This window comes from Pantoea agglomerans (assembly GCF_021397715.1).
GTDB classification, from domain to species: domain Bacteria; phylum Pseudomonadota; class Gammaproteobacteria; order Enterobacterales; family Enterobacteriaceae; genus Pantoea; species Pantoea astica.
On record NZ_CP090208.1, the window covers coordinates 182,414 to 209,210 of the forward strand.

23 protein-coding genes are annotated in these 26,797 nt (G+C 53.2%); 14 read left to right on the forward strand and 9 right to left on the reverse strand.

Going from position 1 to position 26,797, the window contains the following annotated elements; all coding sequences use genetic code 11:
• Positions 1–44: 44 nt before the first annotated feature.
• Positions 45–317, forward strand: coding sequence for a hypothetical protein (locus LZU96_RS20575; RefSeq protein WP_233988418.1), 273 nt, complete (start codon positions 45–47; stop codon positions 315–317).
• Positions 318–495: 178 nt separating this feature from the next.
• On the opposite strand, the gene LZU96_RS20580 is transcribed toward LZU96_RS20575, so the two are convergent.
• Complete coding sequence (locus LZU96_RS20580; protein WP_233988419.1) at positions 496–651, reverse strand: YnfU family zinc-binding protein; 156 nt, start codon at positions 649–651, stop codon at positions 496–498.
• 299 nt (positions 652–950) lie between these two features.
• Here LZU96_RS20580 and LZU96_RS20585 point away from each other — a divergent pair, with 299 nt between their 5' ends.
• Together LZU96_RS20585 and LZU96_RS20590 are read left to right on the forward strand one after the other, a co-directional pair.
• Positions 951–9,536 carry a GH36-type glycosyl hydrolase domain-containing protein gene (locus LZU96_RS20585; protein WP_233988420.1) on the forward strand — a complete coding sequence of 2,862 codons (8,586 nt, stop codon included), beginning with the start codon at positions 951–953 and terminating at the stop codon, positions 9,534–9,536.
• A 264-nt stretch (positions 9,537–9,800) separates the two neighbouring features.
• Positions 9,801–9,974 carry a hypothetical protein gene (locus tag LZU96_RS20590; protein ID WP_233988421.1) on the forward strand — a complete coding sequence of 58 codons (174 nt, stop codon included), beginning with the start codon at positions 9,801–9,803 and terminating at the stop codon, positions 9,972–9,974.
• Positions 9,975–10,082: 108 nt separating this feature from the next.
• On the opposite strand, the gene LZU96_RS20595 is transcribed toward LZU96_RS20590, so the two are convergent.
• The gene (locus LZU96_RS20595) at positions 10,083–11,024 is read right to left on the reverse strand and encodes an Rpn family recombination-promoting nuclease/putative transposase (RefSeq protein WP_233988422.1); all 942 of its coding nucleotides are present in this window, start codon (positions 11,022–11,024) and stop codon (positions 10,083–10,085) included.
• A 128-nt stretch (positions 11,025–11,152) separates the two neighbouring features.
• Here LZU96_RS20595 and LZU96_RS20600 point away from each other — a divergent pair, with 128 nt between their 5' ends.
• From LZU96_RS20600 to LZU96_RS20615, 5 genes are read left to right on the forward strand one after another with little or no spacing between them, the layout of a single operon-like run.
• The gene (locus LZU96_RS20600; RefSeq protein WP_233988423.1) at positions 11,153–11,338 is read left to right on the forward strand and encodes a hypothetical protein; all 186 of its coding nucleotides are present in this window, start codon (positions 11,153–11,155) and stop codon (positions 11,336–11,338) included.
• A 5-nt stretch (positions 11,339–11,343) separates the two neighbouring features.
• On the forward strand, positions 11,344–11,427 hold the full coding sequence (locus LZU96_RS23535) for a hypothetical protein (RefSeq protein WP_326491883.1): 84 nt from the start codon (positions 11,344–11,346) through the stop codon (positions 11,425–11,427).
• Positions 11,428–11,435: 8 nt separating this feature from the next.
• Complete coding sequence (locus LZU96_RS23660; RefSeq protein ID WP_410055311.1) at positions 11,436–12,164, forward strand: TetR family transcriptional regulator C-terminal domain-containing protein; 729 nt, start codon at positions 11,436–11,438, stop codon at positions 12,162–12,164.
• A 12-nt stretch (positions 12,165–12,176) separates the two neighbouring features.
• On the forward strand, positions 12,177–12,758 hold the full coding sequence (locus tag LZU96_RS20610; protein ID WP_233988426.1) for a TetR/AcrR family transcriptional regulator: 582 nt from the start codon (positions 12,177–12,179) through the stop codon (positions 12,756–12,758).
• 53 nt (positions 12,759–12,811) lie between these two features.
• Positions 12,812–13,909, forward strand: coding sequence for an alkene reductase (locus LZU96_RS20615; protein WP_233988427.1), 1,098 nt, complete (start codon positions 12,812–12,814; stop codon positions 13,907–13,909).
• A gap of 52 nt (positions 13,910–13,961) precedes the next feature.
• Here LZU96_RS20615 and pqiB read toward each other — a convergent pair whose 3' ends face one another.
• The gene (gene pqiB, locus LZU96_RS20620) at positions 13,962–15,572 is read right to left on the reverse strand and encodes an intermembrane transport protein PqiB (RefSeq protein ID WP_233988428.1); all 1,611 of its coding nucleotides are present in this window, start codon (positions 15,570–15,572) and stop codon (positions 13,962–13,964) included.
• A gap of 666 nt (positions 15,573–16,238) precedes the next feature.
• Between pqiB and LZU96_RS20625 the strand changes: the two genes are divergently transcribed.
• Together LZU96_RS20625 and LZU96_RS20630 are read left to right on the forward strand one after the other, a co-directional pair.
• A complete protein-coding gene (locus LZU96_RS20625) occupies positions 16,239–16,541 on the forward strand; it encodes a DUF3302 domain-containing protein (RefSeq protein WP_233988429.1) in 303 nt (100 codons plus the stop codon).
• Positions 16,542–16,557: 16 nt separating this feature from the next.
• On the forward strand, positions 16,558–17,694 hold the full coding sequence (locus tag LZU96_RS20630) for an HlyD family secretion protein (RefSeq protein WP_233988430.1): 1,137 nt from the start codon (positions 16,558–16,560) through the stop codon (positions 17,692–17,694).
• Positions 17,695–17,804: 110 nt separating this feature from the next.
• Here LZU96_RS20630 and LZU96_RS20635 read toward each other — a convergent pair whose 3' ends face one another.
• Both LZU96_RS20635 and LZU96_RS20640 read right to left on the reverse strand, forming a co-directional pair.
• The gene (locus LZU96_RS20635) at positions 17,805–18,470 is read right to left on the reverse strand and encodes a MarC family NAAT transporter (RefSeq protein WP_233988793.1); all 666 of its coding nucleotides are present in this window, start codon (positions 18,468–18,470) and stop codon (positions 17,805–17,807) included.
• Between the two features lie 269 nt (positions 18,471–18,739).
• Entirely contained in the window at positions 18,740–19,396 is a 657-nt protein-coding gene (locus tag LZU96_RS20640; RefSeq protein ID WP_233988432.1) for a DUF3313 domain-containing protein, read from the reverse strand.
• A gap of 445 nt (positions 19,397–19,841) precedes the next feature.
• Between LZU96_RS20640 and yahO the strand changes: the two genes are divergently transcribed.
• Positions 19,842–20,111: a DUF1471 family periplasmic protein YahO gene (yahO, locus tag LZU96_RS20645; protein WP_233988433.1), complete on the forward strand. Its 270-nt coding sequence runs from the start codon at positions 19,842–19,844 to the stop codon at positions 20,109–20,111.
• Between the two features lie 182 nt (positions 20,112–20,293).
• Here the strand turns inward: yahO and LZU96_RS20650 are convergent, their stop codons facing one another.
• Positions 20,294–21,076, reverse strand: coding sequence for an alpha/beta fold hydrolase (locus LZU96_RS20650; protein ID WP_233988434.1), 783 nt, complete (start codon positions 21,074–21,076; stop codon positions 20,294–20,296).
• Positions 21,077–21,347: 271 nt separating this feature from the next.
• Here LZU96_RS20650 and LZU96_RS20655 point away from each other — a divergent pair, with 271 nt between their 5' ends.
• Positions 21,348–21,746 carry a winged helix-turn-helix transcriptional regulator gene (locus LZU96_RS20655; protein ID WP_233988436.1) on the forward strand — a complete coding sequence of 133 codons (399 nt, stop codon included), beginning with the start codon at positions 21,348–21,350 and terminating at the stop codon, positions 21,744–21,746.
• Between the two features lie 700 nt (positions 21,747–22,446).
• Here the strand turns inward: LZU96_RS20655 and LZU96_RS20660 are convergent.
• Together LZU96_RS20660 and LZU96_RS20665 are read right to left on the reverse strand one after the other, a co-directional pair.
• Positions 22,447–23,016 (reverse strand): DUF4142 domain-containing protein, encoded by a 570-nt coding sequence (locus tag LZU96_RS20660; RefSeq protein ID WP_233988438.1) that lies wholly within the window; start codon positions 23,014–23,016, stop codon positions 22,447–22,449.
• A gap of 426 nt (positions 23,017–23,442) precedes the next feature.
• Positions 23,443–24,333 carry a LysR family transcriptional regulator gene (locus LZU96_RS20665; protein WP_233988439.1) on the reverse strand — a complete coding sequence of 297 codons (891 nt, stop codon included), beginning with the start codon at positions 24,331–24,333 and terminating at the stop codon, positions 23,443–23,445.
• A gap of 127 nt (positions 24,334–24,460) precedes the next feature.
• On the opposite strand from LZU96_RS20665, the gene LZU96_RS20670 reads away from it, so the two are divergent.
• Both LZU96_RS20670 and LZU96_RS20675 read left to right on the forward strand, forming a co-directional pair.
• Positions 24,461–25,774, forward strand: coding sequence for a nucleobase:cation symporter-2 family protein (locus LZU96_RS20670; RefSeq protein WP_233988440.1), 1,314 nt, complete (start codon positions 24,461–24,463; stop codon positions 25,772–25,774).
• The gene (locus LZU96_RS20675) at positions 25,767–26,243 is read left to right on the forward strand and encodes a nucleoside deaminase (RefSeq protein ID WP_233988441.1); all 477 of its coding nucleotides are present in this window, start codon (positions 25,767–25,769) and stop codon (positions 26,241–26,243) included. Before LZU96_RS20670 ends, LZU96_RS20675 begins: the two co-directional genes overlap by 8 nt.
• 232 nt (positions 26,244–26,475) lie before the next feature.
• On the opposite strand, the gene LZU96_RS20680 is transcribed toward LZU96_RS20675, so the two are convergent.
• Positions 26,476–26,793, reverse strand: coding sequence for an ArsR/SmtB family transcription factor (locus LZU96_RS20680; RefSeq protein WP_094119022.1), 318 nt, complete (start codon positions 26,791–26,793; stop codon positions 26,476–26,478).
• Positions 26,794–26,797 lie beyond the last annotated feature (4 nt).

Genomic DNA, 26,797 nt, shown 5'->3' on the forward strand with positions numbered 1-26,797 from the left:
TTTCCTGCTGAGGATTAAGCACATGAATAGATAAGAGGTTTATCATGAAAAAATCAGTATGTAGTGAACTGCACGGCAGAATAATTCATGCAAGAACGATTCTACCCGCCAGTAATATTGCACTGTACGAGGTCGATTTTGAAAATGGCACTACTGCGGTGTTACGCGTCAGCACAACTTTTCCGCTACGGGAAGGCGACACGATTGCCAGAATCAATGATGTCTGGCGTGCGGGCCAGCATGTGATTACGCCCTCTCCGTTCGAGTTCGTGGAAAAGCGTGAATCCGACCGCTATTTCATTGAATATGAGCGTTAATGCGCGATTTTTATGATTCAGATTTTACCCGTCGCGTCAGTCAGGCCGAAGCCTTCCATTCGTAGCTGATTGATATAAATTATAAAACATCAGGTAAGCAATGAAACACCTCAGCCACCTGAACGGCAAGAGTGGGTTGCCGTCCGATTAAGGGAACCGTCACTTTTTTCTCTGCGTTTTAAATAATGAAAAGCGACTTACAGTGCGGACACAGCACAGCCTGGCCTTTGTTCTTTTTCGCGATTAACTGCCTGGAGAATTTCTTACACTCCGGGCACTGGGTATTCGTTTCGTTGTGGTGCAACACATCGAAAAGAAAGCTTAACCAGGTCATGTCCGTATCCTCTGAAGTGGGGCGATCAGCGTAGCACAAGGCGAAATAATTAGCTTTTCCTATAAGCCATCGCTGGTTAAATAAAGATAGAACCCGAAGAAACCTCTCTTTTATTTTTTTATTTATATTTGGTGATTATCGTCAACAGCCCCTCTGTTTTATTAACATCGGTGTTAACGACCGAAACAAGACTATAGTTAACCTATCGGAACCTGCTTTCACCTCTGGCTCCCTCTTCCTTTTTTATCATCCTTTCTTTTTTCCAGACCCAGCAGCTGCGCGAGCGCAAGGAAATGAATGTGAAAATAAATCTGTCGACGTGGTTCAGTCGGGAAAGTGAATTACCTTCCGATCATTTCCCGCTGTTCCCGCCAGAAGGCCTTTATCAGGCCCAGCGGCCCGAACTCTTTTCTGCTGAACAAATGGAGAGCTACGGCGAGAAATTAGCAAAAACACACAAGCTGTCGGGCGGTAAATGGTCCTACCGGCTGCTGCAACAGCTGGCTGATAACGAGCTGTCCCTGACGCAGAGCGCGGCGATTCTGAGCGAGGGCGACAAACGCAGCCAGACGCCGGCTGCCGTCTGGCTGCTGGATAATTTTTACATCATTGAAGAGCAAATCCGCCTGGTGCGGCACCTGTTACCGGCAAAGTTCGGTAAAGGATTGCCGATGCTGGAACAATCGGCGCATTACCTGCGCATCCAGGCGATCGCCGAGGAGATGATCAGGCACAGCGATGGCCGGCTTGAAACCAGCGTGCTGCTGCCGTTTATCGCCGCCTATCAGCGCGTCACTCCGCTGCTGCTCGGCGAACTGTGGGCGATGCCCGCCATGTTGCGCTTTGCGCTGATCAACAATCTGGCCCGGATTGCGGCGGAGGTCGCCAGGGTGCATCAGGAGCGCAACAAAGCTGAAGAATGGATCACCGATATACTGGCCACCGCAGCCAAAGATGCGGCAAAAGTGATCCTCGTTATCGCCGATATGGCCCGTCAGAACCCGCAGATTTCCGGCGCTTTCGTGGCTGAGCTTGAACGCCGGTTGAGTGGTCAGAACAACACGCTCGCCTTAACCTGGGTTGAGCAGCAGCTTGAAAGCACCGGCCGGAAAACGTCAGAGGTGATTGAACAGTTCAACCGCCAGCTGGCATTGAGTCAGCTGTCGGTGAGCAACACTATTACTGGACTGCGCCAGCTGGGCGAGATTGACTGGCAGGCCTTTGTTGAGTCAGTCAGCCTGGTTGAACGCATTCTTCAGCAGGACCCGGCAGGGACTTATCCTCTGATGCACTTCGACAGTCGTGATGACTACCGTCACGTTATTGAGCGTCTGGCCCGGCACAGTCGGTTTGATGAGCGGGAGGTGGCCCGGACGGTGCTGGATCTGGCTAACCAGCCCGGACGTCCCCTGCGTCAGCAGCATGTCGGCTATTTCCTGCTGGATAAAGGCTATCTGCAGCTTGAACAGCAGCTTCAGGTCAACGTCACCTGGCTGAATAAGAGCCGCCAGCATCTCAGCCAGACGCCTTTACTCTCCTGGCTGGGCAGCCTGCTGCTGCTAACCATCGCCTTTAGCGCTGAGATGCTGGTCAGCACGCAGCAGGCTGGCATCGGGCCGTTACTCTGGCTGCTGGTGCTGCCAACCCTTATCGTCAGCAGCCAGCTGGCGTTACAGCTGCTAAGCGAACTCACCACCCGCACCCGCCATCCGCTTCCGCTGCCGCGTCTTGATTATGCTCAGGCGATACCGCCGCACCATCAGACGCTGGTGGTGATCCCCTGTTTACTCAGCAGCAACGCCGCCACCGACGCGCTGCTTCGCTCCCTGGAGATCTGTTATCTCGGCAACGCCTTACCGAATATCGGTTTTGCCTTACTGACCGACTTCACCGACAGCGCGGAACAGAATCATATTCATGATGAGGCGCTTATCCGCTATGCGGTGCTGAAAACCGAGGCGCTGAATCGCCGCTACAGCGGCCGTGCCGCAGATAGCGCGCTGTTTTCACTGCTGCACCGCGATCGTACTCATAATATTTCGCAGGGCGTCTGGATGGGCTATGAACGCAAACGCGGCAAAATCCATGCGCTCAACCGCTGGCTGCAGGGAGAAGATAATAGCTTCAGCGTGACGGCGGGAGCGTCCCAGGCACAGCTGCACGGCGTCCGATACGTCATTACGCTCGACAGCGACACCATTCTGCCGCGCGAGACCGCCCATAAACTGATTGGCGTGATGGCGCATCCGCTTAATGCGCCCGTGTTCGACACTCAGTCCAGTCGGGTGGTTGAGGGTTATGCCATTCTTCAGCCCCGGCTGGCCGAGGAGATCCCGGTTCAGGGTCAGGGCCGCTATGCCAGGTTGTGCAGCAGCGTGCCGGGTAATGATGCTTACTCCTCGCTCTCCTCAGATATTTATCAGGATCTGTTTGGCGAAGGATCGTTTGTCGGTAAGGGCATTTACGATGTGGCAGCCTTCTCGCGCGCCACCCGTAATACCTGCCCGGAAAACCTGGTGCTGAGTCACGATCTGCTGGAAGGCTGTTACGCACGCTCCGGGGTGGTAAGTAACGTGGTGCTCTATGAGCAGTACCCGACGAACTATCTGAGTGATGTCGCCCGGCGGTTTCGCTGGGTCAGAGGTGACTGGCAGCTGCTGAACTGGCTTCGGCCGCAGGTCCGGCTGGAAGATGGTCACCGGCAGAAAAATCCGCTCAGCCCGCTTTCCCGCTGGAAGTTAATCGATAACCTGCGCCGCAGCCTGGTCGCGCCTGCCCTGCTGGCGCTGGTGTTTATGCTCTGCACCCTGGTGCCGAATCCGGCCTTCTGGGCCGCTGGCATTATGCTGTTTCTGCTGCTGCCTGGCGTGCCAGCGCTGATTATTGATGGCGTGACAAAAAGTAAAAAACGCGGCTGGCGGCAGCATCTGCAGATCCTGTTTACCGATGCGTTTAACCGTATCTCCCGTGCCGGCCTGGCGCTGGCCGTTCTGCCGCATGAAAGTTACTGGTCGCTGAAAGCGATCATTGTCACCCTGTGGCGGCTGAATATCAGCCATCGCTACCTCAACGAGTGGAAGAGCGCCTCTGCATCCCCTTCGGCCGCCCATGATATGCGTCATTTTTACCGCTGCATGTGGATTAACCCACTGGCAGGCGTGGCGCTGGTGGTACTGACCGGGCTGTCGATGCCAGCGTTGATCCATATAGCCCTGGCGCTGGCGTTACTCTGGGCGATGACTCCGGCGCTGCTCAGCCGCATGAGCCAGCCGGTTGCCCCGCCGCGGATCGCATTGTCAGCCGCACAACAGGGTTTTCTGCGCCGCACCGCCCGTGAAACCTGGGCCTGGTTCAGTGAGTTTGCCAGCGATGAAAACAACCATCTGCCACCGGATAATCTGCAGGAAATCCCGCAGATGCGGATAGCGCACCGCACCTCACCCACCAATATCGGGCTGTCGCTGCTGGCTAACCTTACCGCATGGGATTTTGGCTACGTCAGTCAGGATCGGGTGATCAGGCGATCGCTTGCTACCCTCGATACCCTTGATCGGATGGAGCATTTCCGGGGCCATCTTTATAACTGGTATGACACGCAGACGTTACAGCCGCTCAACCCGCGCTATGTCTCCAGCGTGGACAGCGGCAACATGGCGGCTCACCTGGTTACGCTGCAGGCCGGACTGGCGCAGTGGAAATACCAGCCGGTGATCTTACCGTCGCGCATGCTGGAAGGTCTGCGTGATACGCTGTTGCTGATCCCGACGCAGCCCGGCACCCGCCAGCACGACCTGCTGGCTGACATCGACACCCGGCTACGGGCGATGGCACAGGCATCACCCGCGGAGCTGTTATCCGGACTGGAGGCACTGCTGCCGCTGAGCGCTGAAGCACAACAGCAGCATCAGCCGACAGGCCGCATCAACTGGCCAGCCCTGCTCCACCAGCAGCTGGATGACCTGGCCGGGGAGTGGCGTCGCTTTTTCAGTTGGGTCTCTCCGCAGGCGCCCTTCCCCGCTGAGATGCCGTCTCTGTTGTGGCTGGCTGAATTACGTCAGCATCGCCCTGGATTGACCCGGCAACAGAGCGATCCGGTGGTGTGGGCCGCCCGTGAGCGGATGGCCGCGCTGCTGGAGCTGGACAGCCGCCTTAGCGATCACGCCAGAATGGATTTCCGCTTCTTATATTTTCCGGCTACCTCGTTGCTCAGCGTGGGCTACAACATTGACAGCGGTCTGCCCGACGCCAGCAAATATGACCTGTTTCCGTCAGAAGTGCGGCTGACCCACTATTTCGCCATCTCCGCCAATCAGCTGCCCGCCAAAAGCTGGTTTGTGCTGGGTCGCTTATTTACCCGACTGGATAATCAGCCCGCCGTGATGTCGTGGAGCGGCTCGATGTTTGAATATCTGATGCCGCATCTGGTGATGCCGGTCTACCCCGATACACTGCTGGAAAAGATGGCGTTATCGGCGGTGAGGCAGCAGATCCGATCCGCGAAAGCTACCGGTACGCCGTGGGGCGTGTCGGAATCGGGATATGCCGCCTTTGACGTGAATCACAACTATCAGTACCGGGCATTCGGCACGCCAGAATTAGGGTTAAAACGCGGTCTGAATGATGATCGGGTGGTTGCGCCTTACGCCTCGCTGCTGGCGCTGATGGTCCTGCCGCAGGAGGCAACCGATAACCTGCTCAGGCTGAAAGCGATGGGCGCCAGGGGTGAATATGGCTATTACGAGGCGCTGGATTTCACCGCCGACCGGCTGGCTCCCGGTCAGACATTTACCCTGGTCAAATCCTATATGGCCCATCATCAGGCGATGGGGTTTCTGGCGCTGTCACACCTGCTGCTGGGCGCGCCGATGGTGGCCCGCTTCATCTCCAGCGCGCTGTTTCAGTCGTCGCGCCTGCTGCTGCAGGAAACCGTGCCGGATGATATCGAGCTGTATACACCGCGCCGCAGCTTTGACGAAGCTGTCGATAACAAACTGCAGCGGAGCGTGCCCGACCAGCGTGAGTTCAGCGGTTCCGATCCGCGTCAGCCACAGCTTCAGCTGCTGTCCAACGCCAACTATCATCTGATGGTGACCCACTCCGGTGCAGGCTACAGCCTGTGGAAGGGGCTGGCGCTGACCCGCTGGCGGGCAGACAGCACCAGCAATCACTACGGCACCTTCTGCTACGTCACCGATCATCATTCCGGCGACGTCATCAGCCACAGTTATCAGCCGATCTGCAGTGCGCGGCCCGGCTATAAGGCCCGGTTCAATGATGCCGGCATTGAATTTGACGCAGCGGGCACCACGTTCAGCATCCATACCCATATCGTGGTCTCGCCGGAAGATGATGTTGAGATCAGACGGATAACGGTTACCAACCGTTCCCGTCAGCCGCGCCGGTTCGATATCACCAGCTATGCCGAAGTGGTGCTGGCACCGGCCGCCAGCGATATGGCCCATCCCGCCTTCAGTAACCTTTTTGTTCAGACAGAAATTTTGCCTGGGCTGGAAGCGATTCTGGCGCATCGCCGGCCGCGCGAAGAGCAGGAAGTGACGGCCTGGATGTTTCATGCGATGGCGATCCATGGCAATACCGACCGTGAAACCACCTATGAAACCGATCGGGCCCGGTTCCTCGGACGGGGCAATAGCCGCGCCAGCCCGCAGGCGCTGAAGCCTGGCGGTGAGCTGACCGGCCATCAGGGCGCAGTACTGGACCCGCTGCTGTCGATTCGCCAGACCGTCGCGCTCAAAGCTGGCGAAGCGGTCACCATCGATATGCTGTATGGCGTGACGCCGCAGCGCGACACCTCGATTGCGTTGATCGGGAAGTACCGTAACCATATCAGCGCCGATCGGGTGTTCGAGCTCGCCTGGTCGCACAGTCAGGTTGCCCTGCGTCAGCTGAATATTCGCACTGAAGATACCGGCCTGTTTAATCAGCTGGCCAGTGCGCTGCTGTTCCCTTGCGCCGGGATGCGTGGCGACCTTAACAACCTGATGCAGAACCGGCTGGGTCAGGAGTCCTTATGGCGTCATGCGATATCCGGCGATCTGCCGATTCTGCTGGTACGTATCGGGAATAACGATCAGCTTGATTTGGTTACCACGGTTATCCAGGCGCATCAGTACTGGCGTCAGAAAGGCCTGACGATCGATCTGGTGATCATGAACAGCGATCAGGGCGGCTATCAGCAGAACCTCTACAACCAGCTCACCACCCTGATCCCGGCTGGAGAAGAGCGTCAGCAGGTCGACAAGCCCGGTGGTATCTTTATTCGGAAGAGTGAAAGTTTTTCCGCGGAAGATTTGCGGCTGTTGCTGAGCGTGGCGGCAGTGGTGCTGGAAGGCCGCGATGGCAGCCTGGCCGACCAGCTCAGCGTGCTGTTGAAACCGCCTCGCACACTGCCCGCTTATCCGTTTACCGCCACCCGCCCAACGCCTGAACCGGCGGCGGTGCATTTTGCCCCGGCGGGTTTGCAATTTTTCAACGGTTACGGCGGCTTTAGCGCCGATGGCCGTGAATATCACATTATTCTTTCCGGCCAGCAGCAGACGCCTGCGCCCTGGAGTAACGTGCTGGCTAACAGCCAGTCAGGCAGCGTCATCTCTGAAAGTGGTCAGGCCTATAGCTGGTATGAAAACGCCCACGAATATCGCCTGACACCGTGGCACAACGATCCGGTGAGTGATAGCAGTGGTGAAGCGCTCTATTTACGTGATGAAGAGAGCGGCGATGTCTGGTCCCCCACGCCGCTTCCGATCCGGGGAAAAGGGGATTACCTGACCCGACACGGCTTCGGCTACAGCGGTTTTGACCACACGGAACAGGGCATCAGCAGCACCTTAACGGTATTCATGGCTGAACAGGCACCGGTCAGGCTGTCATTGCTGACGCTGAGTAATCAGTCGGGACGGACACGCAATTTGTCGATCACCGGCTACGTCGAATGGGTTCTGGGTGAGCTGGCGAGTCGCTCGGCCCGGCACGTAGTGACCTCAGCCGCTACGCTGGCTAGCGGCAATGCGGTGCTGGCTAAAAACTTCTATCACAGCGCGGGTTCAGCGCGTACCGCCTTTTTCGCCGTCACCGGCACACAGATTGCGCATAGCGGCAACCGGCTGGAGTGCCTCGGTCGTAACGGCACCACTCGGCAGCCAGCGATGATGAATTTTCGCGGCCTGTCGGGCAATACCGGCGCGGGTCTGGACCCCTGTGCTGCCCTGCAAACGCTGACGACGCTGATTGACGGTGACAGCCGCAGCTTTGTTTTTGCCCTTGGCGTGGGTGAGGATGAAACGGCAGCCAGCGCGCTGATGCAGCAACTGCTGTCAGTCGATCAGGCCAGCAATGAGCTGGCAAAGGTCAAGCGCTACTGGCAAAGCGTGCTGACGAAAGTGCAGATTCAGACGCCTGAACCGGCGGTTGATCTGCTGGTCAACGGCTGGCTGCTCTATCAGACGCTGGCCAGTCGCTTACTGGCGCGCAGCGGTTATTACCAGTCCGGCGGGGCCTACGGTTTTCGCGATCAACTTCAGGACACGCTGGCGCTAACCCATGCGGCACCGCAGCGGCTGCGCGATCAGCTATTGCTGTGCGCATCGCGGCAGTTTATTGAGGGCGATGTTCAGCACTGGTGGCATCCACCTGGCGGCCGTGGCGTCAGAACACGCTGCTCCGACGACTATCTCTGGCTACCCTATGCGCTGTGCCACTATGTTGAGGCCACAGAGGATAGGGCACTGCTGTCACAACCTGTCAGCTATCTCGAAGGCCGCTTACTGGCGGCGGATGAAGAATCGGTGTATGAGCTGCCTGGCACCAGCAAGGTCAGCGAAACGCTGTGGCAGCATGCGGTTCGAGCGGTGAAGCACGCCCTGCGCTTTGGTCAGCACGGCTTACCGCTGATGGGATCTGGCGACTGGAATGATGGCATGAGCACGGTCGGGATCGCTGGCAAAGGGGAAAGCGTCTGGCTCGGCTTTTTCCTCTATCGTGTGCTGACCCGTTTCGCCGCGCTGGCGGTTCAGATCGGTGACAACCCGACCGCCGCGCTGTGTCAGCGCCATGCGCAGGATCTTAAAACTGCGCTCAACGGTGCGGCCTGGGATGGCGAATGGTATCTGCGCGGCTTCTTTGACAGCGGCCAGACGCTTGGCTCTCACGTTGACCCTGAATGCCGCATCGACGCGATTGCCCAGAGCTGGTCGGTATTGTCCGGGGCGGGTGAAGCAGCCAAAAGTCAGTCTGCGATGAATGCGCTGTTCCGGCATCTGGTCGATCCGCAGAACGGGCTGATTAAATTGCTGACGCCGCCCTTTGATGGCGCAGGACCTAATCCGGGCTACATTCGGGGCTACCTGCCCGGAGTGCGCGAAAATGGCGGGCAGTACACCCACGGTGCGCTGTGGGCGATTATGGCTTTTGCGGCACGGCGGGAAACCGAACGTGCCTGGTCGCTGTTCTCGATGATTAATCCGGTTAATCACAGCAGCGATCAGCGGCGTTCGGCGATCTACAAAGTCGAACCCTACGTGATGGCCGCGGATGTCTATGCGGCAGAAGGTCACAGCGGGCGCGGCGGCTGGACCTGGTACACCGGCTCTTCCGGCTGGGCCTGGCAGCTGATTACCGAAAGCCTGCTCGGGATCACCCGACGCGGCCCACGCCTCTCTGTCCATCCCCAGCTTCCCGCCGGGTGGCGCGAGATAAAAGTGGTCTACCGTGAAGGAGAAGGTATCTATAACATCACCGTGTCACGCGGAGAGGGCGAATGGCAGCTGTGGCTGGATGGCGAGCGGTGTGAAGGCGATGAAATAGTGCTGGAGAGCCTGCAAAAAGTGCATCAGGTAGTGATTCATCTGCCAGCCGAAAAGATCTGAATAACGCCTGGCGGATTAACGGTGACGCTGCGGAGAAACCGCAGTCACGACGGTGGACGGCGCCAGCGATCACGCCAACGGCTGAGCTTACCGCGCAGTAGCTTGCTCATTCACACCACTGCGCTTGCCGCCCGCGTCATCAAGGGGCGGCGTGGGCGTGGGTGGCGTAAATCTTGCTGACCACGCTCCAGCGCCCGTTTATTTTCAGCTGTCCGGGATAGCGACGTCTGCGGACCAGAGTGGCGGTCTGAAACAAAGGAGTGAATGAAGGAGCGTGAAGCGATACTGCAGGTGCTCAGGGCGAATCCGCACAGCGGCATCCGGGCCTTTCACCGCGGGCGCCCGGGCTGTTACGGTTACACGGAGGGGAAGCTGCTGATAGAGCACGCGGGCAGCCTTATTCCCAACGAAATCGTGCAGAAGCCCGTGATGTTTTGAAGGTGCAGAATGCCCTGTGCGTGTCCGGGCGATGGCATAGTGACTTTCCGGGCGGCTGAACCTCACGGCTCAGCAGCGTGGCCGGAGCCGGAGAGGCTGCTGATTAAGTCAGTGGCGAATTTGTGCCAGGTCATCTTCGGTCAGGCCGGTCATTTTCATGACGGTGACGCGGTCAATTCCGTTCTGCAGCATGGTACGGGCAATTTTCAGCGTGGCTTCACGCTCGCCTTCGGTACGGCCCTTTTCAATACCACGCTGCTCACCGAGCTGAAGACCTTCTTCCCTGCCCTTCTGTTCGAGCTGTTGTGCGATGGTCATAAGTGCGTCTCCATGTTGCGGCACACGCTGTGCCAGTTCGCGTACAAAGGCTTCGGCGTCGGCTGATTCGCCTGCCTGTACAATATAGTGTACCAGCGATATCACCTGTGATGAAGACAGATAGCCAGCCAGCAGAATGGGCACCAGCCGGTCGGTCAGTTCGGCCAGGTCCCGCTGATGGATGTGCTTCTGCAGAAGGGTCAGGGCAGCCATGCTGCGGTGGCCGGCAATTTCATCATCCGGAATGACGGTAACGTCAACCAGCGGGAAAGCCTGGCTGTAGAGCCTGCCTGCCAGCTCCGGGTCTTCAAACTCATCCAGCCACCGGGTGGAGTACGGATACGGGCTGCGTTTACCCGTATAGAACAGAACCGGTATCACCAGTGGCAACTTTTTATGCCCCGCCTCAAGGTGCCGCTGCATGGCGGCCACGGCATAGCGCACCAGGCGAAAGGCCATATGTTTGTCAGGCGAGGACTGATGCTCAATGAGTACGTGAACGTAACCCTCTCCGGCAGTGGTTTTCACGCTGTAGAGCACGTCGCTGAAATACTGCCGCAGGTCATCCTCGACGAAGGAGCCGGATTCCAGCTTGAGCGTGCTGAGATCGCAGATATCGCGCAGCTCTGCGGGAAGGTGTAGTTCCATAAAATCCCGTGCAACTTCGGGCTGGGTAAGAAACTGCCTGAATGCGGCATCATGGGGCGTGGGGGTGTTATTCTTCTTTTTCATTGGCTGATAGCCTGTGTATATTACCTCTCTCTATATTACCATGAATGTCCGCTGAATTAGCCTCAGAATGGAGGCAGTTTCGACAGTTTTCATGTAGAAGCGTGAAAGTTAGCTGCCAGAAAACTGGAATGGAAACAAAAATACCTGAACGTTTAAAAGGGATTTTTAAAATATTTAAATCGGAAGGACACCACCAGCGTGGCGAAGAAAATGAGAATGAGGACGTCTACGATACGCTGACGCCAAAGGTAAGTAATGATGCGCGAATGAATATTTCAAAGCGCTGGACTTCGCATTCTCAAAAAAAGATGTAAAAAACATCGCCGTTACCGGGCCTTACGGAGCAGATAAAAGTACGGTCACCCTGTCTTATTTTGTTAGCCTGCTAAAAAAGATTACATAAATCTCTCTCTGGCAGATTTTCAATTCCAGGAAAGAGAGGATGAGCCGCCAGTAAATGCCGAGGTTGAATTAAGCATTGTTCAGCAGATCCTTTATAAAGAAAATAAAGACAACCTGCCGGATTCACGGGTTGACAGAATTCAAAGCAGGGATGTAAAACATATCCTTACTCTGTTTTTAACCTCTGTCACTATACTGCTAGCTGTCTTCTTATTAACACTGTCTGTCTTTCCAAAGAATGTATTATCCAGCCCTGTTTCTGGAAGCCGTGAATACTATGAGCAGGTTTACTGGCAGGCAACCTGGGCGCGGCTTAAAGAGGCACAGGAGATCACTGAGGCCATTGACACCTTCTTTAGCGAAGCAGCCGATATCCTGCTCTCCCCTTCGGCACCCTGTGGCTGCATGGTGGTTCTGGCGGCGATCAACGTCTTCGCCGAGTCGGCCGATGTGGACAGAGCCGCCAGGCTTCTCAGGCAGGAGGATAAAGATCTGTTTGAAAAACGGTTAACCAAAGCGGTGCAGCAGCAACAGCTGCCCGCAGAAACCGATACCGCCGCGCTGGCTACCGTGCTGAACACCCTGCTGGAAGGCATGTCGATTGAAGCGAAGGAAGGGGCCACGCCGGAAAGCCTGAAAATGATCGGCCAGCATGCCGTCAGGCTGCTGCAGCCGCTCAGCCACCGATCGCACAAAGTGCAACAGGCATTACTAGACGACCGGTCAGTTTTTAAATAGAGTAGCCGCACTATGAAAAAACACGCGACAGATATGCGCCAGCACATCATTGATGTAGCTCGGGCGATTATTACGCACAAGGGCTACAGCGCCGTCGGGCTGTCTGAGATAGTCCAGGCTGCCGGTATTCCCAAAGGCTCGTTTTACTACTACTTCAAATCCAAGGAAGAGTTCGCTGAAGCGCTGCTGGAACACTACTTCAGCCACTATCTGCAGGAAGTCGATAACCAGCTGAGCGGCACAGGAACAGCCAGAGAACGGCTGCTGCGTTACTTCGCTTTCTGGAAGACGACCCAGGGCGCAGACCTGCCGGAAAGCAAATGCCTGGTGGTCAAGCTCGGCGCGGAAGTCTGCGATCGGTACGACAACATGCGGCAGGTACTGGCGACCGGTACCCAGGAAATCGTGCGCAAAATTGCAGGCTGCATCCGGCTGGGACAGGAAGATGGCTCACTGCCTGCGGTAAGCGATGCCGATGAGCTGGCCGAAGAACTCTATCAGCTCTGGTTGGGCGCCTCCCTGATGGCAAAAATTCACGATCCGGATAACGCCTTCGGTAAAGCAATGAAGGCGACCACACGGCTACTCGGGTAGCCGTGTTTTTTTATCCAGTTACTAGACGACCGGTCAACTATTAAGAGGTTTACATGACTGACAACAGTACCCGTACCGATTTATTTTCCCCCGTCGCGATGGGCAGCCTCCAGTTGGCTAACCGTATTGTGATGGCTCCGGTCACCCGCAGCCGTTACGGTGAGGATGGCGTGCCTGATGAACTGCATGCAACCTACTATGCGCAGCGTGCCAGCGCCGGCCTGATTATTTCAGAAGCCACCAACATCTCGGCTCAGGGCCGCGGCTATGCCGCCACGCCGGGCATCTGGAATGAAGAGCAGGTCGCCGGCTGGAAAAAAGTGACGGACGCGGTCCACGCTCAGGGCGGAAAAATCGTCTGCCAGCTGTGGCACGTTGGCCGCTTCTCAAGCGTGGAGCTGCAGCCTGACGGTGCAAGTCCGGTTGCACCATCCGCTATTAAAGCCGAAGGCCAGACCTACACCGTGAACGGATTTGTGCCGGTATCCACCCCGCGCGCGCTCGAAACTGAAGAAATCCCCGGCATTATCGAACAGTACAGACTCGCAGCAGAGAACGCCCTGCGGGCCGGTTTTGACGGCGTTGAGGTGCACTCAGCCAACAGCTACCTGCTCGACCAGTTCCTGCGGGACTCCACCAATCACCGTACCGACAGCTACGGCGGCTCCATCGAAAACCGGGCCCGCCTGACGCTGGAAGTGACAGAGGCCATCGTTAACATCTGGGGTAGTGACCGGGTCGGTATCCGCCTGTCACCGGTCACGCCTGACGCCGGGAATACCCCACCGGACAGCAACGTGATGGCGATGTATGGCTACCTCATCCAGCAGCTTAACCGCTTTAATCTGGCCTACCTGCACTTTGTCGAAGGCGCGACAGCCACCTCGCGGGACGTGCCTGCCGATGTGGATATGGATGCACTGAGTGCGCAGTTCACCGGTCCGTTTATCGGCAACAATAATTACGACCTTGAGATGGCTATCAGCCGCCGGAACGCGGGAATTATTGATGCCGTTGCCTTCGGCCGCCTGTTCATTTCCAACCCGGACCTGGTGAAGCGCCTGCGTTACGGTACCGAACTGACCATTGCGCCGAAAGAAGCGTATTACGGCGGCGGGGCGAAGGGCTATACCGACTGGCCTGAAGCGTAATAGTGATAACGAACGGCGGGGATCTCCCCCGCCATCGGCAGCGGGTTTACCTTTAGCGATCGGCGTGCGTGGCGGCATCTGAGATAAGCGCATTACTTTTGCTGTTGAGCATCCTGAGTAAGGATTGCAGCTCCCGCAGTATCGGATCAAGACGCTGAAGATTCCCCACCATTCGATCATAAGCAAGCGAACCCGGCTGCAGCCCCTTCAGGCTGCTGTTCAGCTCGCGCAATGTTTGCTGCAACTCAACCGGAAGCGTTTCCATTGCCGGACTGTCGGTTAACTGATTCAGATGTTTCAGTGTCGTTTGTAAGTCACCCATCGTGCGCTGGCTTTGCTGCAGCGTCGCGCTGGCCTGCCTCACCAGTGGCGTAAGAGGCAGATGGTTCACCTTATCCAGCACCAATACCAGTTTCTGTTGCAGCTGATTCAGACCGCCGGGCGCTGTCGGAATGATTTCATAGCCGGAAATGATGCCCGGTCCATCATAAGCTGGCGCATGACTTAAAAAATCGAGATCAATATACAGCGCGCCGGACAGCAGACTGCTGGTTTTTAGCGTAGCGCGCATGCCGCGGGCAATGCCACTCTTCAGCCGCTGCACCAGGTTAAAATCAGGCATCTCGCGGGCAAAGCGGTCAGGTTCGATATTAATCAATACCGGCACGCGGTAGGCCGTCGCAATATTCTGCGTTCTGCCGGGTAAAACAAACGGCACCCTGATGACGGTACCAAGACGAATACCGCGAAACTCCACCGGCGCCCCGGCTTTTAAACCACGCACTGAATCGGTGAAAAACAGCAGGAACGGAACATGCCGGGTGAAAAAGGATCGCTCACTGCTCTGCCGGTCGGCAAACAGCGGGTATTCCGCGTTATTGCGGGCACTCTGCACGGTTTTTATTCCCTGCGGAGTATCAAAACTGACGCCACCCGTGAACAAAGAGATCATCGCGTCTGTTTCCACCCGCAGACCTGACGCCGATCGGCCGACGTTAATCCCGCTCTCCTTCCAGAAGCGGGAATGGGTGGTCACCAGACGATCGTAGGGTGATGGGATAAATAATTGGTAGGTCATCGCTCGCCGGTCAGCATCAAAGCGGCTGTTTTCCACCGACCCGACCCGATAGCCGCTGAACATCACCGGATCTCCGGCTTTAAGCTGACTGTTTTTATCACTGCGCAACATAACACGGATGCCCGGCGCGTTGACCGGTGCCAGCGGTGGCGCGTCCAGCAGCGGATAGTGCGCTAAGGGTTGGCCTTTATTACCAGACTGTAACGCGATGTAGGCTCCGGTCATCAGCGTGCTCAGGCCAGTAATTCCATCCTGGCCTGATTGCGGTTTTACCCGCCAGAAGACGCTGTCGCTGTGTAACAGCTTCTCCATACCCCGATTCAGACGTAGGTTGATTTCAACGTGACGGAGATCGTCTGCCAGCGCGGTACTCTCTACCTCACCGATAATGATGCTGCGGTTTTTAATCGGCGTTTTTCCCGCTTTGATACCTTCCGCGCTCTCCGTGATTAGCGTGACCCGCGGGCGATGATCGCTGAAGTAATAAAAAACGATCGCGACGCCAGCCATCATCACCATCAACGGAATAATCCCTCTGGCCAACCGGCGGGATAACGTTGTTGCACCGGCATCAGCATGTTTCATCTCATGATGACTCCACATGAAAAAAAAGAATATATCGGTCTGCCATAACGGCATCTTTTCGATAGCAGGCTTATTGTTCGCTCGTAAATGACACCTTCTTTTTTCAGAGCTTTCAAATTTTCCGATAACAATTAGCTGATAAATTTATGCAAGATGATGATATAAGCGCCAGGGCATTAAACGTGGCGATCAGGCACAGGGGTAATAACGACCGTGCAGAGCTAATTAAAGTTTACTCAGGACTAAATAGAAAGGAGTAATACACCATACACAATCGCCGTAAAAATAAGTATAGGTGCGACGCAGAACAGGAAAAAAAACGCCGTCATTTTTTCTTACCTGTCGTCAGATCACCGTTTTTTTTTAAAAAGTGAGGTTATAAACGATAGCAATAAAAGGAACGAAAAAGAGAAGATTTCAGGCTTCAGTTTATGAAACTCACTCAGGCAGACAGCTTCAGCGCGCTAAAGAGATTTTATTAATCAGCGTGTTATACGGATTACCAGTCACCACAGCCGGGCGACCCTTCTTCACCAGCCCGTAAAAACAGTACCATTACATCGCACTGATTAAGATTATTTATTTTTAATGAAATAGACCTTATTGCCGAGCGGCAGCAATAAGCCTATGCTTGAAATCAGGTTGCGAATTTAATCCGAGGCATTTATGTTTCTTAACTACTTTGCATTGGGCGTGCTGTTCGCGGTTTTTATCATTATTTTTTATGGCATTATTGTTCTACACGACATTCCTTATCTCATCGCAAAATCCCGTAACCATCCCCATGCTGATGCTATTCATGTCGCGGGCTGGGTCAGCTTATTCACTTTGCATGTTATATGGCCATTTTTGTGGATCTGGGCGACGCTCTATCGGCCGGAACGAGGCTGGGGAATGAATGCCAATGCCTCTCTGGAGCAACGCGTTGCGGAGCTTGAAAAGCAGCTAAATAACCGAAATGTAGGCTAGCCGGAGTAACAAGGCGATGGATCTACTGATCATTCTCACCTATGTCGCATTTGCCTGGGCAATTTTTAAAATATTCCGAATACCGATCAATAAATGGACGGTGCCAACCGCAGCACTGGGTGGCGTTTTTTTGATTGGCGCGCTGATCATGCTAATGAATTACAATCATCCCTATACTTCTCTGGCGCAAAAAGCGGTGATTGCGATTCCCATCACGCCTCAGGTCACGGGCGTGATCAGTGAGGTCACTGACAAACAAAACAAGCTGATCAAAAAAGGCGAGATGTTATTTCGCTTAGACAGCACCCGTTATCAGGCCCGGGTTGACAGGTTGCAGGCGGATTTAATGACCGCCATCCACAACGTTCAGGCTTTAAAAAGCCAGCTGGACGAAGCCATCGCCAATACCACCCATGTCTCTGCTGAACGAGACCGATTATTTAAAGATTACCAGCGCTATCTGACCGGCAGTAAGGCAAAAGTGAATCCGTTTTCCGAAAGAGATATCGATAATGCCCGACAAGACTATCTGGCGCAGGATGCGCTGGTAAAAGGTTCTGTCGCTGAGCAGGCGCAGATAAAAAGCAGTTTAGACAGCGTGATAAACGGCGAGCAATCGCAAATTGTCAGCCTGCGGGCGCAGCTGGCTGAAGCGCGATTCAACCTGGAACAAACCGTAGTCCGGGCACCGGGTAATGGCTATGTGACCCAGGTCCTGATCCGGCCAGGCTCCTATGCCGCCGCCCTGCCTTTGCGACCGGTGATGATTTTTATTCCGGAACAAAAGCGGCAGATTATTGCCCAGTTCAGACAAAATTCGCTGTTGCGTCTGGAGATGGGTGACGAAGCCGAGGTGGTATTTAATGCTCTGCCGGGTCAGGTCTTTACCGGCAAACTGACCCAGATTCTTCCGGTGGTGCCTGGAGGCGCTTATCAGGCACAAGGCACGCTTCAGTCTCTGACCATCGCCTCTGGTACCGATGGCGTGCTGGCTACCATCGAGCTGGAGCCGAACGCCGATGTTGACGCCTTACCCGACGGGATTTTTGCGCAGGTGGCGGTCTATTCAGACCATTTCACCCATGTTTCGGTGATGCGTAAGGTCCTGCTGCGGATGACCAGCTGGCTGCATTATCTCTATCTTGATCATTAACAGGCGGCATCATCTCTGTGAGGAGAGTGAATACTTTATCGTGATGGATCAACCCTGGTGTGTTTATAAAAAATTGGCAAAGAAATAATTTCGGACGGGACAGTACAGGATTACCGGATTAAGGAAACGATCTCAAGCACGCCATTAATAATAAATTGCACACCCATACAGACCAGCAGAAATCCCATCAGTCGGGATATGGCATCAATACCGCTTTTACCAACCAGCCGCATAATGGTATCGGTGCTCCGAAGGCAGACCCAGACGATCATCGCCACGATCAGGAAGATAAGCGGGGGTGCCACCAGAATCACCCAGGCCGGAAATTCATTGGCATGTCGCAGTGTAGACGCAGAGCTGATTAACATCGCAATGGTACCGGGACCGGCCGTGCTGGGCATAGCCAGTGGAACAAAAGCAATGCTTGTTTTAGCTGTCTCTTTCTCTTTCGCTGTTTTTATTAACACATCCATCCCCCGCTCCTCCTGCGGTATCGGAAACAACATTCTGAAACCGATAAAGGCCACAATCAGCCCACCGGCAATACGCAAGCCAGGAATAGAAATGCCGAACGTATCCATGACTAATTGACCGGCATACCAGGCAACGATAAGAATAATAAAAACATAAAGAGAGGTTTTAACCGCTATCAGATTACGGGTGGCGCTGTTCATCTGACCGCTTAATGCTAAAAATAACACAACAGTGGTTAGCGGATTCGCCAGCGGCAGAATAACGATCAGTCCCAGCCCAATGGCTTTTATCAAATCCAGCATCATGAATATCCTTTGCAGAAATAATAATCAGGATGGAGGTGCCGCCTCTGTTAATAACAGCCGGCACCAGACAGACCCAGGCAGGTCGTGTTTCACCGTGACGTAACAGACAGCAGCCTTCAGAATTAAAAATTCATTCAGGCTCTGTTACGCGGATTCAGGCATTATTGATAAAAATTGTCGCATCAGCGAGTAAACACCTTTGTGAATACAGGATATCCGTAAAACTCACATCAGCTTGATTACAATCAGGAATTATTAACTTTACTTTATTTACCGGGAAAATCGACCACGTCGGCAACCATGGTGTCGATGGCACTTTTGATATCATCTCTCGTTATCGGAGACTCACTGTTAGAGACTTTACCGCCATAGGCTTTCCTCACCACTTTTATCACCGGTTTATTGGTTGAGACGTCAATTAACGCCGCCTCGATGAACAGGAAAGTATTTTGTGAACGCTTGCCGGTCATGGTCATGGTTCCTGCCACAACCGCTGTCACCGGCAGAACTTCATAAAACTGAATATCTTTATTTTCAGCTGAAACGGCAGTGATGGCCGTCCTGAGCATTAACCCACCAGCATGTGGCTGATTGCTTAAATTCTTGTGGGAGCTCACGGCGCTTTTCAGCCGCTGTTCGGTATATAAACGGATTTGTTCCAGTGTAGCGGCATTTACGCGACTATCCGGTTTAGGAGAAGGGAAATAGACCACCGGTGACACATAAATATCCTTATAATTGCTTAAACGAAAATCGGGTGATACCCAGCGCAGTACCTGTTGACCCGATGTCGTTTCTACGGTGCGTAAATCAGAGTAATCACTTAGAAAGCCTGAGTACTGATTGGTTTCTGCCACTTTAGAAGAACAGCCTGTCAGTGTGAGAAACAAAGCAATGACGCAAAACCTTAGCAGGATAATCATTTTCGCCCCCATGAGCATGGTTATTTATACAGCGGAGAGTTTTTGCCTCATTAATTATACTTCAGTTAACGCCAAAGTTGATGATTAATTATCCGTCTTAATAACAAGGCCAGTAATATGTAAAGAAAAACGCTTTGCCGTTCTTTTTTTTAACATCTGAAGGCGTACGCCCGGGATTTAACATGATTTTTTCTCTATAAAACGCCCTTTTTTATTACCGAAAAAACTATCCTATACACCCGCCAGAGAAAATAGTCTTCAGCCGTCACACCATTTGCTTATGACTGAAAAGTGTGACAGTCAGATTATTTTCTTTGTTGAACAATGCGTTCATCACAAAAAACCAAAATAAATCAAATCTCCCAGGAAAGAATATGCTGCAGACTCTATAATTATTGTGGCAATTAATACTTATTCCATACTAAATACATCTGGAGATGAACTGATGAAAAAAATAATTTATGTGATAGCCGCGTGTGCCTTTTCCTTCAACGCGTTTGCGGCAGAGATGATGCCGAAAAATGATTTTGAAAAAGTGCAGGATCAGTACGAAAAAGTGGGTAGCGTATCAACATCAGGTGAAGTCAGCGCCTCTGATGCGAAAGCTGAACTTTCCAGTCTGGCAGATAAAAAAGGCGGAGATGTTTATGTTCTGACATCCGGCAATACCAACAATAAAATGCATGCTACTGCGGATGTCTATAAGAAAAAGTGATATAGCTAAATTGTTAACGTCATCCTCGTCTATCCCATTCATATGATCACACTGTCTGAATCAGGTTTGCCAATGCGCTAACCGGCAGCACCGGTTAGCGCATTTTTATTGCATTAAGTGACCGATTTTGCAGAAAAGAGCCATGCCGTAAGCCAAAAGTGTCGATTCTGCTGCTGTCGACGTTACAGCCCATCGATCCAGGCCGTCACGGCGTTGTTTACCTCCTCACTGCGATCCTGCATAATCCAGTGTCCTGTCTGCGTCCAGTAATCTGTTTTTGATTTTGGATTTGAAAACCATTGACGCATATTCTCAGCCTGCGTGGCATCGCGACAAAGGTGATATACAGGAACCGTTAAGCCTCGACAAAAGTCTTCACTCGCTTTACCCACTCCGACTTGTCCCGCACCCAGAAACAGCGGGCCGAATGATTCCCGTACCACATGCAGCGGCACGCCCTGCAGGCGTCTTGCATGCCAGCGCTTTAACGCGGGCTGGGTATTTTTATCGTAAAAGAGCTCAAATAGCGCCGGACCGGTTACATAAGGATCGCCTTTATGCAGATCGTCAGTGGCTTTCTGAAAAACGGCCGCCTGTTCATCCGCGAATCCCATTGAACCGTCCACCGAGACGACTGCACTCACTAAATCGGGCCTTTTTGCCGCAAGCCGCGCGGCAATCTGGCCGCCCATTGAGTGACCAATCAGAATAAATTTCTGACCGGGATAGCGTGACAGAATTAATGCCTCAATATCGGCAACATAGTCAGCCGGGTTATAATGCCCTGATGGCTTGACCTCTGATCGACCATGCCCGCGTAAATCTACCGCTACCGTACGGTATTTGCTTTCAAGCGCGGGTAATTGCCAGCTCCAGTCATGTGAATCACAGGTCCAGCCGTGTAATACCATTATATTTTTGCCTTCTCCTTTTTCGGTATAAAAAAGTCGGGCCGTCGGTGACACCTTTGGCGCATAGCCTGTCGGGCTGGCTTTAACCGCCGCCGAGACAACGGTCGCGCTGGCAAAAGCCAGCAGGTTACGTCTGGACAGAGAGAAGTTTTTTTCTTTCATGAGGGTTCCTTAGTGCTTGCTAAACGTTGTCCCGCCGTTTTATTTAGCAGACGATGCGGTCGCAGGTGAGATATTTATCCCAACGTCAATCGCATGGTATATAACATTCAGCTAAGGTCAATTACGCACTTTGAAGCGAGTAGATATACTCAAGGATACTTAAATGACAAATAGTGTTGATCCCGTTTTCTTTGCAGACTGCGCCGCCCGTGTTTTTTTCGATCAGGTCGCAAACAAATGGAGCGTCATGATTCTGACTTTACTTAATGAGAATACGCTGCGCTTTAACCAGATGAAGCGCAGCATGGAAGGTATCACCCACAAAGCCCTTACCCAGGCCTTACGCAAAATGGAACGTAACGGATTGATTAATCGGACCGTTTTGGCGACCTCTCCGGTTGCCGTTGAATACGCAATCACCGATCTCGGCCGCTCTTTGCAGAAACCGTTTAGCGCCATGTATGACTGGGCAATTAATCATCTTGATGATATTGAAAAAGCGCAGGAAGCCTATGATGTCAGCCTCGCTGAGGTGGAGGGAAGTAGCCGCACGCAGAAGTAACGGGAGGCCTTGCCTGAATTTCGGGCACAAAATGAATATAAGGCATTCCGCACACTTTATTAATACATGGGGAGTAAAGCGTTTTAATTAGCGGTGGATCGATCGGCTATTTACCTTCGCAAGTTTTAAACTGACTGGCCTGTTGCTATTTTACGGACAAATGAGAGTAAAGCTGTCATAATAGATAGGCTTTACATCAATAAATAGCAGCTCAGCTGAGCCTGTTTAATATTAACTCTGGCAACCACAGGGTTTACCCGCTAACGGCATTCGTGTTGCATCATGCATTTGCAAGTGATATCGGACCTTTCCTTTATGTTGCGCCACCGCTTTACCACGAATTATTGACTTTACTGGCAAGGGATAACTGAGACTATTTAACCTCAACCTCAACCTCAACCTTTTGCGCATAGCCGAACGGATGTCGGTCTCAGGTGGCACTGTGTTAAAAGCGATCCTTAATACCGGCTGCGCCATCCATCCTGCCGGGCGTGAGTTTCAGGCCAATCCGGCTTTCCGCCTCTGGCGTTACTCTCAGCTGGCGACTGCACCCTCTGAGCCGCGGTCGCCAGCGTGCCCCGTTCTCCAGCCAGCGCCTTTACGCGGTGCCTTTCTGCATCCGGTGACAACGGTTATCCGGCTCGCCGATGATGCTGCACACCAGATAACCTGTTGACTCGTTGACTGCTGGCATGGCCGGTTACATCGCCATCTGCTGAGCAGCCTTCAGATGCTGCTCAACCACAGGCGTGTGTGCATCGGCCAGCGCCTTCACATCCGGGTCCTTGATTTTAGTGGCATCCTTTTGCAACTTCGACAGCACCATTTTGTGGTCCATGGTGCCGGCGTTTTCCATGTACATCTTGTCAAAAGCGTCACCGCTCTGTTTTTCCAGCTTAGCAGCCATGGCCGCGTGTTGGGCGTCCGGCTCAGTGGGCAATGCTACGCCTTTTTGCTTAGCGACCGTCTGGACTTTGATCAGGGCATCGCCGTGGTCTCTGACCATCTGCTGCGCAAAGGCTTTAACTTTGCTGCTTTGAGCCTTACTCAGTGCGACTTTGGCGGCAGCAATTTCATTAATATTGGCCTGCGCCATGTCCTTCACCGCTTTTTCATCACCCGCGCTGAGCTTAGCGCTTGATTCTCCCTGCATTGCAGCGCCATTCTGCGCGGCGCTGGAGGGGGTCTGAGCTTGCACACCGACGGTACTGAACATTGCTGCTAATACCGATGCGGCTAACAGCCCTTTCATCATTTGGCTCTTTTGCATTGTGTTCTCCTGATAGTCAGAGTTAAGGACGAAATTAAGTCATTAACCGTGAACAGCCTCGATTATAAATAGCACCTTCATTGCTCAGTATAGTGGATCAACGATTCCTGAAAGCCGGTGGCGCTATTTTCCCCGCCCCGTGCCGCCAGGAAATGATGAAAACAGAGCAATGATAAACGGAGCGGGAAATTAACGAAGAAGGTCGGACTGGCGGCTTGAGGCTCACCCATGCGCACCTCTCATTGGATGAATGCATGTTACCGTTACGGTAAAAAAATAATAAATCTGAAAGCAAACATTAATGGCCGATCAGAAGATCAGCCGTAATCAGGGCAGATTTAAAATGCCGGTTACCGTCCGCCGGGTGTTTTAAACAGAGCGGCTAAACCCTTACTGCGTTAATCAGGGCGAAAGAGAATAGCAGAACTACAGCGTTGTCCTGTTACCCGCATTATCCTGCTCAAAAATTTTATGCTTCACTAAACGATCGCGAAGCCAGATTTGTGCTTTTCCGGCTTTGGCCTGTTTTGACCACAGCAGATCCACCGCGACAATCCAGTCTGTGTGCGGATATTCCTGCTGCCGTAATTCAACCAGCCTGCCGGTTTGAAGTTCACGATAAACAAATTCGCGGGGTAGCGAAGCCCATCCCAGACCCGCCAGAGCCGCATCGAGCATGGCACTGTAACTCTCCACTCGCCACAGCATCGGGCTGCCTAAATATTCTGTCGTCGCGATCTTTTTTTCCTGTGAGCCAAAAGTAATGTGGCGCCAGTTGTGCAGATCGGCAAAGGAAACCGGAATTTGTTGAGCAAGCGGATGATCAACACTGACGACATGGACCATCACCACCTTACCCAGTTGGGTGAACTGAATAGTCTCACTCTCAACAGAATGAGAAAGGGTAATACCCAGATCCACCTCACCGCTTTTCACCATGGCTTCCACGTCGCCACGGAACGGCTCCTTAATATGAATATCGACTTCAGGAAAGGTCATAGAGAATTCATATAGCACCGGCGCAATAGTGATGTAGGGAAGCTCGATGGCCAGGCTGACGTGGCTCTCAATCTGCTGGTTAAAGGCGGTTACACGCTGATCAAACGCATGACACCTTTCCAGTATCGTTTTGACATATTCCCGCAGCACTTCCCCTTCCGGCGTAAGCCTGACCTGCCTGGGCGTTCGCTCGAAAAGCGCAACGTTGAGTTCAATCTCCAGATTGCTCATCGCCATATTCACGGAAGACTGAGATTTCCTCAGATGACGCGCAGCAGCAGAAAAGGAACCCGATTTGGCCACCTGTTCAAAGGTCATAAGTTGTTCCAATGAATATTTCAATTTACCCCTCAGCTTTCAATTTATCTGAAAACAGCTCACTCACTTTTATCATTTTTTTACATATAGAGTGAGTTCTCTTTTTTGAATAATGACGGGGATGCTTATGGAAACGTTGATTGCAGCAAAGACACCTCAAAGCTCGCTGAGCCCCGGACGCATAGCGTCGCTGGGCTTCCAGCATGTACTGGTTATGTACGCGGGCACGGTCACGGTGCCTTTAATCCTTGCGTCAGTAATGGGCTTAAACGGCGCTCAGACGGTGACGCTGGTTAACGCCTGCCTGCTGACATCCGGACTCGCTACCCTGCTTCAGTCTGTCGGTATCAGTCGCTTTGGCGGAAGATTGCCGTTAATCCAGGGATGCTCTTTCATCGTGCTGGCACCGATGGCGATGATCGGCCAGCAGTATGGGATTACGACGGTTTTTGGTTCGGCCATCGCGTGTGGGTTGTTTACGGTGCTTATCGCCCCTCTGTTTAGCCGCCTGGTCCGCTTTTTCCCGCCGATTGTGATTGGCTGTGTGATTACCATCATTGGCATTTCGTTGATGCCCGCAGCGGCAATCTGGATTGGCGGCGGAAACCCTGACGCCCCTGATTTTGCCAGCCCCTCTCATTTATTACTCGCTCTGGCTACCCTGGTGATCACGCTGATCTTCTATTGCAAGACGCGCGGCATCATCAGAAATTTCGCCATCCTGGCGGGGATGGGAGCAGGCACCCTGATCGCTTTTATCGCAGGATTAACCGATTTCTCCGTCGTCACTCATGCTGCGTGGATCGGTATCAGTATGCCCTTCTCTTTTGGTCTGCCGGTGTTTTCACCCGTTCCTGTTTTTATATCCTGTCTGGCGATGATCATCGTCATGACAGAGACAACCGGCAATGTCCTGCTGATAGATAAGCTGATCGGTCGTCCGACAACATCACAACGCCTTTCCGATACGATACGCGCTGACGGGCTTTCAACGATGATCGGCGGCTGTCTCAACAGCTTTCCGTACAATGCCTTTTCTCAAAATGCCGGGCTGATCATGCTCACGCGCATCACCAGTCGATCGGTCCTGGCTGCCGCAGGTGTGATACTGGTGTTGCTTGGCCTGTTTCCGAAACTGGGTGCGATTGTGTCAGCAATTCCTCGTCCCGTACTGGGCGGCGTGGGCATTTTGATGTTTGGCATGACGCTGGCGGCTGGTATCCAGCAACTCAAAGAAGTCAGTTTTCAAAATGATAATAATATGCTGATTGTTGCCGTATCGATAAGCGTCGGTGTTATCCCTATGGCCTTCCCTGCTTTGTTTAATTCGCTTCCGTCGTCATTAAGATTAATTTTTGACAGCGGCATTTTTATGGGTGGATTCACGGCTGTTTTACTCAATGCCCTACTGAACGCCCGAAAAGGAGAAAATAATGAATAACACAACGGATATTAAATTCCTGAAAATATCGAACGAGGTCGGGAAACGCGCTATCGCTTTAGGTAATCATCCTTTCGGTGCGGTGCTGGTGGCCCCTGATAAGGAGACGGTGCTGTTGACCCAATGTAATATCGATAGCGTTAATCATGCTGAATCAACCCTGGCGCGAATCGCGGCAAGCAATTTTTCTGCTGAATATCTCTGGAACTGTACGCTTTACACCGCGGTAGAGCCTTGTTGCATGTGTGCCGGGACGATTTACTGGGCCAATATTGGCCGGGTCGTTTATGGAATGAGCGAAGCTCGTCTGCTGGAGTGTACCGGTAACCACAATGAAAACCCGACCATGCATATCCCTGCATCATATGTTTTTCAGCATGGGCAGAAAAACATTGAACTGACCGGCCCGGTAGAGGAGGTTGAAGAAGAGACGCTCAGGTTGCAAAAAGATTTTTGGGCAACCCGGTGAGGCGATAATATTTCAGCGTATCAGGCTGTGTGTTTATTCCGGATAAAACACGCTTTCCGTTTCCGGACTTATTTTTCAGCAATAAGTCCGGAAAATTAAATATCAGGCAAACCCTGAAGCGCGCTCACTGTTCAGCCAGCCACCGCGCCGGTTACTGAACTCGCTGCGCCGAAAGGCGTCCTCGCCAGGCCGTCGGCCAGCAATCAAAAAAGGTAAACCTGATGAAAGGAGATTATAAAAGTTGCTGCAACGATTGTGTCACCGCAGCAGTGACTTCATGAATACGCTGCTCGGCGCGGCGATAATAGGTCCATTTACCCACTTTGCTGGCTTCCACCAGGCCTGCGTTTTGCAGCGCTTTAAGGCATAACGACGTGGCGGGCTGTGATAAGCCCGCCTTGTCCTGGATGAGGCTGGCACAGACGCCATACTGATCGAAAGGATAGAGCTGCGAATAACCCGCAAACGCTTCGTCAGGATTTTTCAGCCATTTAAGTACCGCCACCCGTGTCGGGTTGGAGAGTAATTTCAGGGCATTTTCGGGTGACATGCCG

Excerpts from the sequence above, each read along its gene's own strand:
- LZU96_RS20680 (WP_094119022.1), bottom strand. The coding sequence starts at position 26,793 with ATGTCACCCGAAAATGCCCTGAAATTACTCTCCAACCCGACACGGGTG.
- LZU96_RS20610 (WP_233988426.1), top strand. The coding sequence starts at position 12,177 with ATGAAAAAACACGCGACAGATATGCGCCAGCACATCATTGATGTAGCT.
- LZU96_RS20615 (WP_233988427.1), top strand. The coding sequence starts at position 12,812 with ATGACTGACAACAGTACCCGTACCGATTTATTTTCCCCCGTCGCGATG.
- LZU96_RS20655 (WP_233988436.1), top strand. The coding sequence starts at position 21,348 with ATGACAAATAGTGTTGATCCCGTTTTCTTTGCAGACTGCGCCGCCCGT.
- LZU96_RS20635 (WP_233988793.1), bottom strand. The coding sequence starts at position 18,470 with ATGCTGGATTTGATAAAAGCCATTGGGCTGGGACTGATCGTTATTCTG.
- pqiB (WP_233988428.1), bottom strand. The coding sequence starts at position 15,572 with ATGAAACATGCTGATGCCGGTGCAACAACGTTATCCCGCCGGTTGGCC.
- LZU96_RS20665 (WP_233988439.1), bottom strand. The coding sequence starts at position 24,333 with ATGACCTTTGAACAGGTGGCCAAATCGGGTTCCTTTTCTGCTGCTGCG.
- LZU96_RS20670 (WP_233988440.1), top strand. The coding sequence starts at position 24,461 with ATGGAAACGTTGATTGCAGCAAAGACACCTCAAAGCTCGCTGAGCCCC.
- yahO (WP_233988433.1), top strand. The coding sequence starts at position 19,842 with ATGAAAAAAATAATTTATGTGATAGCCGCGTGTGCCTTTTCCTTCAAC.
- LZU96_RS20630 (WP_233988430.1), top strand. The coding sequence starts at position 16,558 with ATGGATCTACTGATCATTCTCACCTATGTCGCATTTGCCTGGGCAATT.
- LZU96_RS20575 (WP_233988418.1), top strand. The coding sequence starts at position 45 with ATGAAAAAATCAGTATGTAGTGAACTGCACGGCAGAATAATTCATGCA.
- LZU96_RS20600 (WP_233988423.1), top strand. The coding sequence starts at position 11,153 with ATGGAAACAAAAATACCTGAACGTTTAAAAGGGATTTTTAAAATATTT.
- LZU96_RS20595 (WP_233988422.1), bottom strand. The coding sequence starts at position 11,024 with ATGAAAAAGAAGAATAACACCCCCACGCCCCATGATGCCGCATTCAGG.
- LZU96_RS20660 (WP_233988438.1), bottom strand. The coding sequence starts at position 23,016 with ATGCAAAAGAGCCAAATGATGAAAGGGCTGTTAGCCGCATCGGTATTA.
- LZU96_RS20675 (WP_233988441.1), top strand. The coding sequence starts at position 25,767 with ATGAATAACACAACGGATATTAAATTCCTGAAAATATCGAACGAGGTC.
- LZU96_RS20640 (WP_233988432.1), bottom strand. The coding sequence starts at position 19,396 with ATGATTATCCTGCTAAGGTTTTGCGTCATTGCTTTGTTTCTCACACTG.
- LZU96_RS20625 (WP_233988429.1), top strand. The coding sequence starts at position 16,239 with ATGTTTCTTAACTACTTTGCATTGGGCGTGCTGTTCGCGGTTTTTATC.
- LZU96_RS20580 (WP_233988419.1), bottom strand. The coding sequence starts at position 651 with ATGACCTGGTTAAGCTTTCTTTTCGATGTGTTGCACCACAACGAAACG.
- LZU96_RS20590 (WP_233988421.1), top strand. The coding sequence starts at position 9,801 with ATGAAGGAGCGTGAAGCGATACTGCAGGTGCTCAGGGCGAATCCGCAC.